The 13,197-nt window shown below is 63.6% G+C and carries 10 protein-coding genes; 7 read left to right on the top strand and 3 right to left on the bottom strand.

The genetic code is table 11. The features are described 5' to 3' along the window. The first annotated feature begins 314 nt into the window (after nt 1–314). Nucleotides 315–1,853, top strand: coding sequence for a hypothetical protein (locus tag RIT73_RS06010; RefSeq protein WP_309131153.1), 1,539 nt, complete (start codon nt 315–317; stop codon nt 1,851–1,853). 53 nt (nt 1,854–1,906) lie between these two features. On the opposite strand, the gene RIT73_RS06015 is transcribed toward RIT73_RS06010, so the two are convergent. Next, the gene (locus RIT73_RS06015; RefSeq protein ID WP_309131154.1) at nt 1,907–3,832 is read right to left on the bottom strand and encodes a hypothetical protein; all 1,926 of its coding nucleotides are present in this window, start codon (nt 3,830–3,832) and stop codon (nt 1,907–1,909) included. Further along, nucleotides 3,829–5,910 carry a CDP-glycerol glycerophosphotransferase family protein gene (locus tag RIT73_RS06020; RefSeq protein WP_309131155.1) on the bottom strand — a complete coding sequence of 694 codons (2,082 nt, stop codon included), beginning with the start codon at nt 5,908–5,910 and terminating at the stop codon, nt 3,829–3,831. The genes RIT73_RS06015 and RIT73_RS06020 overlap by 4 nt, the downstream gene beginning before the upstream one ends. A gap of 306 nt (nt 5,911–6,216) precedes the next feature. On the opposite strand from RIT73_RS06020, the gene RIT73_RS06025 reads away from it, so the two are divergent. The 6 genes from RIT73_RS06025 (at nt 6,217) to RIT73_RS06050 (ending at nt 12,419) form a co-directional block, all read left to right on the top strand. Beyond that, the gene (locus RIT73_RS06025) at nt 6,217–7,017 is read left to right on the top strand and encodes an acyltransferase (protein ID WP_309131156.1); all 801 of its coding nucleotides are present in this window, start codon (nt 6,217–6,219) and stop codon (nt 7,015–7,017) included. A gap of 53 nt (nt 7,018–7,070) precedes the next feature. Further along, nucleotides 7,071–8,150, top strand: coding sequence for a glycosyltransferase family 2 protein (locus RIT73_RS06030; protein WP_309131157.1), 1,080 nt, complete (start codon nt 7,071–7,073; stop codon nt 8,148–8,150). Beyond that, nucleotides 8,147–8,986 (top strand): hypothetical protein, encoded by an 840-nt coding sequence (locus RIT73_RS06035; protein ID WP_309131158.1) that lies wholly within the window; start codon nt 8,147–8,149, stop codon nt 8,984–8,986. The genes RIT73_RS06030 and RIT73_RS06035 overlap by 4 nt, the downstream gene beginning before the upstream one ends. A 66-nt stretch (nt 8,987–9,052) precedes the next feature. After that, a complete protein-coding gene (locus RIT73_RS06040; protein WP_309131159.1) occupies nt 9,053–9,514 on the top strand; it encodes a DUF3151 domain-containing protein in 462 nt (153 codons plus the stop codon). Between the two features lie 44 nt (nt 9,515–9,558). Then, nucleotides 9,559–11,082, top strand: coding sequence for an SDR family oxidoreductase (locus RIT73_RS06045; protein WP_309131160.1), 1,524 nt, complete (start codon nt 9,559–9,561; stop codon nt 11,080–11,082). 215 nt (nt 11,083–11,297) lie between these two features. Then, complete coding sequence (locus RIT73_RS06050; RefSeq protein WP_309131161.1) at nt 11,298–12,419, top strand: hypothetical protein; 1,122 nt, start codon at nt 11,298–11,300, stop codon at nt 12,417–12,419. A gap of 262 nt (nt 12,420–12,681) precedes the next feature. Here the strand turns inward: RIT73_RS06050 and RIT73_RS06055 are convergent, their stop codons facing one another. Continuing rightward, nucleotides 12,682–13,179 carry a TspO/MBR family protein gene (locus tag RIT73_RS06055; RefSeq protein ID WP_309131162.1) on the bottom strand — a complete coding sequence of 166 codons (498 nt, stop codon included), beginning with the start codon at nt 13,177–13,179 and terminating at the stop codon, nt 12,682–12,684. Between the last annotated feature and the right edge of the window lie 18 nt (nt 13,180–13,197).

Genomic DNA, 13,197 nt, shown 5'->3' on the forward strand with positions numbered 1-13,197 from the left:
GTGTTCGGGTTGCGGACATATCGATTCGGACGCCTAGCTTCTTATCCCGCAGGGTCCTGCTAGTCCAGAGTCGGCTCCTACAGCTACGAAGTTTCAGGCTCGGATTAGAAATCTAAAATGCCGAGTGCGGTCTCGTTACCGCCGATGACTTGAGAAGTTGTGAGTCGGTTGCCAGTGCGGTGGATCAATGGACTCATGGGACGATTGGAGTACAAGAAGTTCCGGCAAACTACCGACGGTTCCTCTTCTCTGAATCCATTGACAAAAGCGGCGGGAGACCAAGTCGAGTGCGCATTCGTTTTCTGACTCTTTCCATGGCAGTGTGTGTCCTTCTGACGTCGGCATGCACACTCGAGGACCGCTCAGATGCGCAATCCACGGAAGCCAGTGAGTCTTCAACCCCACAAATATTCACTCAAAAGTTCACGGGCCCAATCAACGGCGACCCTACGACCATCAACATCTCCGACAAGCGCACTGGCAAGAAATTCCGCGACGACAACATCGGGATCTCCTTCGAGTCGACGGAGCTCGCAGATCCCAGGATCGACCCGGCCGCCTCGAACCTCGATGACCTGCTCAACCACCTCGGCGATCCTGCGCTGCGCTTTGGAGGGAACGAACTGGACAGGCGGGTGTTCTGGACGTCGACGGGGGAGAAGCCGACGAAGTCGGAACAGGTCGTCGTCACTCCGGATGATCTCAAGCGGCTGAAGAAGCTCGTCGACGCGACCGGTTCCACCGTCACCATCGGCATTCCGCTGGGCGCCTACGATCCGCAGCGCGGAGCCGACATGGCAGTGCACGCGGTCGACATCCTCGGCGACTCCCTGGTCGGCCTGGCCATCGGCAACGAACCCAACGGCTACACGATCAAGTCGGTTCCCAACGGTGCCGTCCGGGGCTCGGGGTGGAACACCGCTGAGTACTCCAAGCAGCTCAAGGCATATGTCAGTGCCATTCATGCTAAGCGCCCGGACGCGCCCATCATCGGGCCGGACGTCTACGAGGGGAAGTGGATGGACGCCTTCCTCGACGCCGACGTCAAGAACACGGCTGCCCTGTCTCAGCACTGGTATCAGCTCTACGAATGCTCGTCGACGAAAGTTCCCGGTCGCGGGCCGCAGGCCCAGAACCTCATCGACCCCTTGGCCAAGGACAGCGCGGAGAAGATCCTCGACATCGGTCTGTCCAAAGCCGAAGGCGCCGGCCTCCCGCTCTGGCTGGAGGAGACCGGGACGACCAGTTGCCCCGGCACCAACGACGCCTCACGCACCCATGCCACCGCACTCTGGGCTGTTGACTATTCCCTCTACGCGGCGACTCTCGGCGTCGAACGCATGGCGATGCACTCGATGCTCGGCGCCTGCCTCGGCGGAGCGCCGATGTCCCTCGTCTGCGATCCCGCCGACCACGGGACCCAGTCGTCGACCTTCACCGGGCGCCCCCATTACTCCGCGCTGCGCCTGCTGGTGCCCAGCACCGGCGGCAGCTTCCTTGACACCACGGTCAAGGGTGGGGGAAACATGAGCGCGTACACAGTGAGCAAGGACGATGGGAACACCTTAGTCACGACGGTCGTCAACGCCAACGACGCCAAGACCTCCGGCGGCAACCCTGTCACCCTGATCGCACCGCAGGGGTACACGGTGGCCGAGGCCGCGCAGGTCCACGCGCCCTCGAACGAAGCCAAGAACGCCACCGCGGTCCACCCGTCGACGCCATTGCCCAAGTCGGTGCCCTACAGCGGACCGGCTCGGCCCAGCGACGACCCGAAGGCGACCGAGTTCGACATCGACCTCGCCGCGAGCAGCGCCACCGTGCTCATCTTCCGCAAAGAGAAATCAGCCTAGACCACGCTGCACTCGAGCGGGCTGGTCCAGGCTGACGAAATCGGAGAGCGAACTCAGACTTTCTGGACAGACGGTTCTGCGGGGTCGAGGTCCAATTGCGCGAAGACGCTCACCGGAGTTGCGGCTGCGTTGTCCAGCGCCACAGTCGTGCGGGTCGCCGAGTATTCGGCGAGCACCTGTGTTGCCGGCTCACTGAGGGAAAGATCGTGGACAAAGAGTGCTGCCGAGTCGCAGGCGGAGACGAGGAACAGCCGGTTGACCATGAGGTCGACGAGCTCACCGGACTCGAGGGCTTCCACGGCGGCCACGAAGCGGGCATCGGTACGGTGTCTCACCTCGGCGAGGTCGAAGGCATCGATGTCGGGCACGATGTGGACATCGATCCTCGGCTCATTGCCGGTGCCGCGGCGGCAGTCGTAGGAGAAGCGATTGACCTTGGTGTCGCGGACGATGACGTACTCGGCGGGTCCCTCAGCGTCGAGGCGCAGCGTCGCGGTCGGGTGGGTGCGTCGGGGCAGAACGTCCTCGGTGAGCTCATAGGTCTGCGGCAGTGTTGCGATCCACTCTCCACCGGATTGGTCATAGGCGACGATGCTGCGAAGTCCACGAAGATCGTCGATCTCCGGGTGCAGCCTCTGCTGTTCGTCGGTGTACTTGACGAACGGCAGGTGATGATCGGAGAGGAACTGCAGGAACCTCGTGCGCCCCAGCGTGCCTTCGAGGTACCAGTTCGCGGCACTTACCGGCGTCTGATCCGGATCGACGCGGACCTGCAGGGCACGGGCGCCGTCGTGATTGAAGCAGTGGACTTCATCGACTGTGGTGGTCGAAGAACCCGTGTGATCAGAGAGGAACCGGCGCATGATGGCGAGCATCGTGGGCAGTGCCTTGCGGGCCACCTCGCCGTGCTGGCCGTCGACGCGGTACTTGGAGAGACCGGGGACGTCCTCGACGAGTTCGATGAGCGAGTGGTTGCTCTGCTCGTCGGTGTTCGTGTAGAAGTAGTCGATCGTGCGGCCTTCGGCGAAGTAGTTGCGGATGAGCCGCTCCGGCTGCGGGACCGAGTGCATTCCTTCCTGGGCGAAGATGTTGTCCTTGAAGAAGGGTTTGTCCAGGTAGTAGCGCAGGTTCATCTGCGGCACGGCGACCAGCAGACGCGCCTGGGGGTGGTTCTCGGCGTATTGGATGGCGATGCTGCCGCCCTTCGACGCCCCGAAGAAGAGCATCTGGTCTTCGGCGATACCGTAACGATCGATGAAGCCCTGAATGACGTCATTGACCCTCTGGACGAGGGACCGGCCGCCGTTGTCGACGAGCATGTAGGAGCCTGCCGCCAGGTAGCGATCCTGGAAGCAGACCATCAGGGTGTCGCTGAGGTCCGCGTCGGTGAGGGCCTTGAGGTAGCTCACCGCGTAGGAGATGCGCGACGTCGAGGGACCGAAACCGGGGAAGGTGATGAGTAGCTTCGATGGTGAGGTGGTGTTGCCGCGCAGCGAGTAGAACACGTCGCCGTGCTGCTCGACGCCGTACTGCTTGTCGTAGGCCACCTGCTGTGGGGTGGTGAATGCCCCGTGCCCGATCTGCAGGCTGAAGGAGGAGTCGATCGAGAGGCGGAACTTCGCCACATCGGATGATGTCACGATGATGTTCCGGTACTCCAGCGGGAAGCCCTTGGCGGGTGGTTCGATCTCGTTGCCGTAGACGACGGTCGAACCCTGGAGGAGCTGGAACGATTCGCCCTTGAACTTCTGCCAGTCGTCAATGCTGAGCTTCGCGAAGTACATGCCCTTGGGCAGGCACTCCGAGGTGAAGCGTCGGACGTGGCCGTCGAGTCCCTTGGCGGCGAGCTTCCTGCGCAGGGGCTCAGCCTTCTCGGAGGTGATCGCCGTGCGTGCGAGGTTGCGGACCGTCGGTGAGTACGCCGCCCGCTTCGCCTGATTCGCGAGCGTACGGCGCAGCTTGGCCGCGGGGTTCGTCATAGGCTCAGCATCCTCTCGATGATGGTGTCGTTGATCCTTTCGGTGTCGACACCTTCGAAGAACCGTTCGCTGCGGCGAGCGAACTCCGGATCGGATTCGGCATAGCGTTCGGCGGTGATGTGCACGACGAGCTCCGCATGGTCGGTGAAGACCGGGCCCAGGCCCTCGGAGCGATAGTCGAGTCGGCTTTCGTACGGCTGCTCGTGGAAGAAGTCGCTCGCGTCCCACTGGTAGTAGGCGATCGGGGTGCCGACGAAAGCGGCGTCGAGCACGGCAGAGCTGTAGTCGGTGAAGACGAACTCCGCGGCGGATATCGCCTCGCGGTAGCTGAGCTCCGATCGCACCACGCGGCGGGAGAACGAGAACTGCGCGGCCCGCTTCTCGATGTTGGGGTGCAGTTTGACGTGCAGGGTCCGATCCGTGCGCTCGAGGTAGTTGAGCAGCGCCCTGTCCGTGAGCACGGCATTGATGGCCTGGAAGTACTGGGAGCCGCGGAAGTGCTCGGGGGAGGCCTGATGGAGGTTGAACCGCCACGTCGGCATGAAAAGCAGGTCGCGTGAGCCCTCCGAGTCCCGGCTCAGCGTCTGCAGTCGGGGGAGTCCGGAGTTGAGCGTCTCGACCGGGGCCACGGTCTTGAGGTAGTCGGCTTCGACCTTGCCGGTGGCCACGAAGACGTCGAAGAACTTCGACGCCACCCAGTTCGACATGTCGTTGAGCTGGACGCCGTGCTGCAGGTAGACGAATCGCGAGTTGGCGAGCGTCTTGCCCTGGTGCCGCAGGTTGAAGATCTGCGAGGACACCACGAGGTCGGAGCGGAGGAAGAGTTCGTAGAACTCTGGGGTGAAGATCGGCACGAGCTTGAAGCCGCGCGCGGACAGCCTCTCCCAATCGGGGGATTTGGGATTGAGCGCGAAGTACGCCTGGGTGAACTCGGGGTGCTCGGCGGTGAAGTGAGCATAGAGGTGCTCGGCGTTGTCATCGGCCTGCATCGGGCGGTCGAAGAACAGGATGACCGAGTCCGCGGTGATCGGTCGACGGTAGAAGTCATAGTGGTCCGGCGAATCCAGCTCCGGACGGAGGTCGCGCGGCAGGTAGGACTTCACAACCGTCAGGGTCTCCTCGCCGAGTTCGATCCGGTGGAGGACCACATCGGAGGATTCGCCGAGGTGGCCGTCGCGGGCGATGCCTTCGTCGCGGCGGTCTCTGCTGTCGCTCTGATCATGCGGGGCGTCATCGAACACCAGGTAGGCATCCTGGTCCGACAGCTGCTTGAACAGGTGCTCCTTCGTATCCGGCCGGTCCAGCCACCGGATCCAGGCGCATTCGAAGGCGTGCATGTGCTCAGCCAGATCGAGGTTCTTCGTCAGATCGAATGTGCTGACAAGTCCGCGGAGGTGATCGAGCGTGACGTCGGTGCGTTCCGTTTCGCGCAGGCCGCGGAGGAACAGGACGAGGTGCCGCAGCAGATGCAGGCGCATCGAGCTCGACGGAGTCGGAATCAGCGGGACGAGCCGGGAGACGTCCGGCTGCGGGCTGATGCCGATGGCGGAGCTGGTGTCGGATGAGACGGAATAGCCCTCTTCGAGCGGAGTGACCGAGTTGATGGACCAGTACAGGCGGTACGCCAGGTACACGCCGGTGCGGTCGACGTCGCGGATCGCATCGAGAACATCGCCGAGGCGACCGACATTGAATGCGACGCCGTAGACATCCGTGTCGCGGGTGTAATGGTAGTTCCGGTCGATCGATGTCGACGCGAACTGCTTGGGAATGGCGCCCGTGTACTTGAATGGCTCTGCCAGGTAGACAGTCCTCGAGCTGAGGAACTTGAGGAGAGTCGGAAGGTAGGTCGCAGTGATCTGGTGAGTCTGTCGGACGAAGACGATGTACTTGCTGCCAACCGTTGCGCAGAGCTCAGTGATCAGGGCGGTGGTCAATGGCTCTTCGACGACGCGAACCGTGAACTCCGACTCCCAGCGCAGACGTGCCGACATGAGGCGGCGGTAGGTGGTCGATTCGCGATCCAGTGGCGCGGGCGCCTCGATAACGACGGTGAGCAGGTGCTCCTGAACGGCCATGTAGTCCTCATCCGTGGTCGTGTGGCGGCATTTCTCGGCGACGGGCCGACGGTCAGGTGTTCATTCACCCGCGGCTCGGCGACCTGTGGGTCACCTCGGCGTGACGAGAGTTCTCGGCGATGCTACAGGTTGTCCTGCGACTTCCTCTGTGGTAGAACGACCGTAGTTGACAGCATCTGACGTGATCAGAGGCTTGAGTAGCGACAAGGTGACTGTCTGCAAGTGACGGTTTTGAGCTGGAGTTTTCCGGGTCCGGCGTCCGGGCGGAGTCGCGGAGGAGTGGGTGGGGCGGGTAGCCTGCCGAGCGTGAAGAAGCTCACGAGTCTGGCAGACTTCTCTGACGACGACGGCAACGTTGTTGAATCGCCGACAGTATTCGACAAGAACATCGCGATCACAATCCGCGGCAGGAACAACCGGATCATCGTCGACCCTCGCGCGCGGATCAAACGGCTGCTCGTCGTCTTCGACTGTGACAACGGGACCCTGATCATCGGACCCAATGCGCGGCACGGCTTCGCGATGAACATCCGCATCGGCCAGGACGCCACGGTGAAGATCGGCGCAGACGTCACCACCACAACGATGTGCATCGTCAGCGCCGTCGAAGGGGCGACCGTCGAATTCGGCGACGACGTGATGATCGCGAGCGAGAACCAGTTCCGCGCCGACGACGGCCACCCGATCTTCGACGTCGACACCGGGCTGCGAGCCAACCCGGTCAAGGACATCCGGATCGGCAGCCACGTCTGGTTCGGCGCTCAGGCGGTCGCGCTGGGTGGGGCTGACGTGGGGGATGGGTCGGTGATCGGTTTCCGCAGCGTCGTCACCCGGACGATTCCGAACAACTGCATCGCGGTGGGAACTCCGGCCAAGGTCGTGCGCCGGCACATCGCCTGGGAACGTCCTCACCTGTCATTCGTCGCCCCTCCCTATAAGCCGGACATCTCGGCGATTGCGAAGAGCGAGGGCTACTGGAGGCACACGGAAGAGGCGGGGCCGGTTGAAGAGACTGTGCCGAGCGAAGCGGCTCCGGTCGTGAGGGCGTCGAAGCCCGGGATTGTCGAGAGAGTGCTGGGGCGGTTCGGGTACGAGAAGGTGCGGTGAGCCTCAAAGCGCCATGAGCAGACGCCCAGGCGCGATATGGGAAGATTGAGAGCGTGTCGAAACGTTCTGAATCCCTGACCCCGGACAGCCTGCCGCCGCTGGCCGAGCTCCCCGGAGTCTCCTACATTATGCCCGTGCTCAACGAACAGGAGCACATCGCCAAAGCGATCACGACGATCCTGGCGCAGGAGTACGACGGCGACAAGGAGATCGTCATCGCGCTCGGGCCCTCCACCGACGACACGAACCGGATCGTCGCCGACATGGCCACCCGGGATCCGCGGATCAAGACCGTCGACAACCCCGAGGCCGCGACGCCCATCGGCCTCAACCTCGCAGTCGCCCAGACCACACAACCGGTGATCATCCGCGTCGACGCGCACTCCGGACTGGCGCCCGATTACACCCGCCAAGGCGTCACGGTCCTCTCCGAGACCCGCGCCGCCAACTGCGGCGGGCTCATGCACGCCCGCGGAAAGACCGCCTTCCAGAAGGCCGTCGCCCGCGCCTACATGTCACCCGTCGGCCTCGGCGGTCCCGCCTACCACTCCGGCGACGAAGCGCAGGACTCGGAGTCGGCCTACCTCGGCGTCTACCGACGGGAAGTCTTCGACCACCTCGGCGGCTTCGACGAAGGGCTGCGACGCGGGCAGGACTGGGAGCTCAATCTGCGCATCCGCGGCGCCGGCGGGCGCATCCGCTTCGATCCGCGACTGCAGGTCTCCTACTGGCCGCGCGCGCACTGGTCGAACATCGCCAAGCAGTTCTGGGCCACTGGGATCTGGCGGGCCGAACTCATCCGCCGCTACGGGTCGAAGAACTCGATCCGCTACTTCGCGCCGCCGGTGCTCGTGCTCGGGATGACAGCCAGCCTGATCGAAGCGCTCCTGCAGCTGGGCGGGCAGACGAAACGGTGGCCGAGGTTCCTGCGCCGCTTCACCTCACTCGTCCACGTCCCCAGCTTCGCCTACATCGCCGCGATCATCGCCACCGCAGGCAAGGCCAAGGACTGCGGCCGCCGCGAACGCTTCTGGTTCGGACTCGTCCTACCCACCATGCACCTGTGCTGGGGTGCAGGCTTCCTCAAGGGCCTCGTCACCGGAGCCGGCACCACGACGGATGGCAGCCGATGAGCACTGCAGATCGCACCCCTGTGCCCGAGCGCCCGGAGCCGAAGAAGTTCAACGCCCCGCTGATCGCCGGCGCGGTCGTGGTCATCGGCGTCATCGTCGTCCTCCTGTTCAACGCCTTCGCCCCCCGCGAGAACCTCACCGTCGACGCCCTCGAACACCCGGCCGTCGCCGCGCTCGACGGGGGATCGGCCGTCTACCCCGCCAACTCGAAGCTCGCCTTCACCGAAGACGTGAAGTTCGGCTACCTCCCCGCGCCCACCCTCGCCGAGCTCGGCGACGGCACGGTCGTCGCCGCCGACCCCAAACTCGCCCCCGAGCTGATGGGTGCGACCGGCGGCCTCGACAAGCTCAACCGCGACACCTTCTCCGACCTGAGCATCAGGTCCCCGCGCGAGGGCAACTCGGCCGGAGAGCCGATCACCTGGGATGAGACCGTCGACAGCTTCGCCGGCACCACCGTGCTCATGCCCCAGATCGAACCCACCGAACTCGCCGACAAGGCACTGGCCCCCATCGCCGAGGCGAAGGCCGAGAAATCGACGATCGTGCGGACCTCGAACCCCGAGGTCGCGGCCGCGGCCAAGTCCGCAGGCATCGCCGCGATGTTCGTCGGCGACTTTGCCTCCGCGAGCGCCGAGGAGCTGAAGTCCCAGGGCTATACGATGATCGCCGTCGACGCCGCAGACGTCGACACCTGGCTCGACTCGGGCCTCGAGGTGTGGGCGACCGGCGTGAAGTCGAAGGAGCAGCTCACGGAACTGGCGAAGAAGGACATCTTCGGCGCCCTGAGCACCAACCCCTACGCCATCCAACCGTCCGCCGTGAAGACGGACTGACACGAGAACCGAGGAATCACCTCGGCGACGGACAATCGCACACGGACACACACTAAGGAGACGCACATGACTCAGCCCATCGGGAACCCCTCGCACATCGGCAACCTCAATGCCGGGCAGCTGGGCCCGCAGCCCACCTACTTGCCCGAGGACCACGCCGACGTCGAGGCAGGCAGGCGACTGGCTGCCGGCGAGGAGGCCCTCGACATCGTCGCGGACCTGCCCGCCTCCTCCCTGGCGTGGTCGGTTCTCGCCGATGAGGCGTTCGCCGATGGCCGCCTCGTCGACTCCTACGCCTACTCGCGCGTCGGCTACCACCGCGGCCTCGACGCCCTGCGCGCCGCCGGCTGGCGTGGAGCCGGCCCGATCCCGTGGTCGCACGAGATCAACCGCGGATTCCTCCGCGCGCTCTACGCCCTGGGACGCGCCTCGGCGGGGATCGGCGAAGCCGAGGAAGCGGCCCGCATCGAGGACTTCCTGCGCGCCTCGGATCCGAGCGCGATCGACGCCATCGCCGCAGGCGAATGACGTTACGCTGGGCTCAATGACGTTACGTTGAGCGGGGGACCGGCATGGACGTGAACACTGAGATCATCCGCAGAACTCTTACGCCGCGCCGGGTGCTCGTGCTCGGGGCGACCGGCTACATCGGCGGTCGCCTCGTGCCGCGCCTGCTCCAAGCCGGTCACCACGTCAGCGTCGCAGTGCGCTCGCCCGAGAAGCTCGAGGGGGTCCCGTGGGCCGGCGACGTCGACGTCCATCGGGTCGACCTCGACGACGGCAAGGGCCTCGTCGAGGCGATGGCCGGCATCGACGTCGTCCACCATCTTGTTCACTCGATGGGTTCGGGCAGCGACTTCGAGACTCGCGAGGCCCGCACCGCCGCCCGGGTCGCCGAGGCTGCGGAGAGCGCCGGGGTCAGCCGCATCGTGTATCTGGGTGGGCTGCATCCCGAAACGGAGTCGCTGTCGACCCATATGCGGTCGCGGGCGCAGGTCGGGCAGATCTTCCTCGACTCCGCAGTCGACACGGTCGTGTTCCAAGCCGGGATCATCATCGGCTCCGGGTCGGCCTCGTTCGAGATGATCCGCCACCTCGCGATGAAACTGCGCTGGATGCCCGCCCCCAACTGGGTGTCCAACCGGATCGAGCCGCTGTCCGTGCGCGACGTCCTCTACTACCTCATCGCCGCCGTCGACATCACCGAGCCGGTCAACCGTGCCTTCGACATCGGCTCGCGCGATGTCCTCACCTACGCCGAGGTGATGCGCGCCTTCGCCCGCATCGCCGGGCTCAAGCCCCGCCACGTCGTCTCCATCCCGCTGCCGGCGCCGAAGCTGTCGGGACTGTGGGTGGGCCTGGTGACGCCACTGCCGTTCTCACTGACGCTGCCTCTTGTCCAGTCGCTGCAGGAAGACGCCGTGGCGTCGGAGCGCGACATCGACTCTCTCATCCCGCCGCCGTCGACCGGGCTGCTCAGCTACGAGCAGGCCGTGCGGCTGGCTTTGCAGCGGGAGACCGAGGGCGCCGTCGACACCAATTGGGATGCCGACACCGGTGTGCTGGCACGGGCGGCTGACCCGCTGCCCAATGATCCGCAATGGGCGGGGCGCAGGCCCTACACCGATGACCGGACGTTCTTCTTCCCGGGCGTATCTGCCGCGCAGCTGTGGTCCGTGGTCGTCGGGATCGGTGGGGCGAACGGCTGGTACTCCTGGCCCTTGGCGTGGAAGGTCCGCGGGGTTTGGGACAAGATCGTCGGCGGCGTCGGCCTCAACCGGGGACGCCGCCTGCCCGACTCGCTGCGGGTGGAGGATCCGGTCGACTGGTGGCGCGTCGAGGCTCTGGAGCCGGAATCCCGGCTGCTCCTGCGCGCCGAGATGAAGATGTCCGGGGATGCGTGGTTGGAGTTCACGGTGGAGGAGGGCGTGACTGGTGGCGGTCGGGCGGGGTGCCGGTACCGGCAGCGGGCGCTGTTCGTTCCTCGCGGACTGCGGGGAGAGCTCTACTGGGCGTTCGTCTCACCGTTCCACCGGCTGATCTTCCCGCAGATGGCGAAGAACATCGAGAAGGCCGCCCGGCGGGTGCCGCGATAGGAAGCCTCGCGAGTGACCCACTATTTTGCTATAGAAGATCGTGAGTATGGTCATCGCAGTCGAGCGTAGCGGGCGAGACCAAGGGCCCTCGCGTGCTCGGCAGCCTCGATATCAAAACCGAGACTTTTGCACAGCAACGCCGGGGTCGCAGCCGTAAGATCTGCCCCCGTGAGTTTAGACGGATGTTCTAGGCTAGAGGCAGAGAGGCGGTGTGCGTGAACTTCAGTGAAGAAAAGAACCAGTTGCGATGGCCCAAATCTGTATTCGTAGAAGAGGCAGCTGAACTTTTCAATGAACCTCATTCCCCTCTTTGGGAGAAACGTTTCGAACTTCTGCTAGAAGATGCGTTTGTGGGTGCGGCCGACAGCGAGCCCGCTAGACAGCTTGCCGTCGTAACACCGATGTGGGGTCAGACTCTTGACCAACCGCCAAAGGGATCCCCAACGCGCAAGTTGCTTGCGGATCTCATCAAGATGGCAAGAGACGGAGAAGTGCGAGAGTACAGCCCGCACAACCGTCCCTACTGGTCGCAACGTAAGCATGAGGGCAGGGAAAACAATGCCCGAATGTCTGTGGCGGCTCTTCAGTTCACCGACTTCGTTCTCGAGTTGGAGGAACGTGGATACTTGGAGAAAAGCTTCGGGAAAGATTGTCCGGACGATCCTTCGCGCTCAGATCCTTCCGAGATTATGGCTCGAAAAGTTGACCGTGCAGACCTTTGGCCGCTCAGCCCCAAACGCCTGGCTTCCGACCTCGACCTCTTCTGCGATGCCATCGAAGTCATTCATGACCTTGTCGCAAGACCGCGCAGTCGTGTGCAACACTCGTTCAATGATTGCGGGTGGCACTATGAAGATTTCTCGTCGACAACGGGGATGAAGATATACCGGTGGCGGATAAACGCGATCTGTGAGAACAACGAACTTAATGTACGAATTTCCAACATCGGCGAGGATGTCGGGAGAATGGTTATCATCACAGATCTGGCTCGGTCTGACCTCATTGATTCCGCGGCATCCTCCTCCGGTTCAGCCGGAGGTGCGGTCAGACATGCTATCGCGCTGTTCAGGAAACGGGACGCCGACGAGCATGACAAGCGCTCTGCGATCGTATCTCTCGCCTACATATTGGAGGAGAGAAGGGCCAGACTCAAGCAGGAATTATTCAAGAAGGATGAAGGCTCGCTGTTCCAAATTGCCAACGAGTTTCACATCCGGCATAAAACAGCGAGTCAGAAGGCAGACTACGACCCAGTATTCCTTGATTGGGTTTTCTGGTGGTATTTAGCGACAATTGAATTGACCAATCAGCTCCATGAGCGGGAATCCGAAGAATGACTGTCGAGTGGTGTTGTAGCACGAGGAACAATTTGCTGGAGGAACCAGTTCAGCGAGTGCAGGCGAGAGTGGGCTAAATCGACTGCAGGCTTATCGCCGCCTAATGAATCTTTGGCCGTCACGCCCGTCCTGCTTTTGGCTACATATTAATCGTCCTATGCATGTGGACCGCGCAACCCGTTGGGTCAGATGCTGGCCTGAGCTCGAGCATCAAACTCCGGTTCGTTCGCATCGGCCAGGAGGTCAGGTTCTCGGGAATAGCTCAGAGTCTTGGTGCGCGAGCGCCCTCTGGGTTCAGGCGGACGATCTCGCTGTTGAGCACGGTCGCGAACCCCACCCAGCCGGCGTAGGAAGTGAGCAGGAGCGCGGAGGTGCGGTCCACCTCGGCGGCTTTCTTGATCAGTTGCAGCGTCGACGCTTCAAGGGCCACGGAATCGAGCAGGGACGCCCGCGGGCGCTGCGCGGAGAAGAACAGCCAGCTCCAGGCGACGTTGATCGTCATATTGACGGCAAGGTTGCGAGTGAACGTGCTGCGGGATGCCTGGTCGGGCAGTCGGTTGAGGACTCGCCCGGACGCGATCGTCGTCAACGCGTACAGCGTGGTCCATGCGGGACCGAAGACCCAGCCGGGCGGCTGCCACGTCGGTTTCCGCAGGCTCTTGTACCAGTGAGAATCAACCTTCGTGCCCAGTGCGCCGAGCACGGCTGCCCCGGTGCACAGGGCTGCGGGGAGTGCGAAGTGCTTCGAACTGTCTCTCATCTGCTGAGTCTATGCAGA

Source organism: Brevibacterium sp., assembly GCF_031179145.1.
Classification (GTDB): Bacteria; Actinomycetota; Actinomycetes; order Actinomycetales; family Brevibacteriaceae; genus Brevibacterium.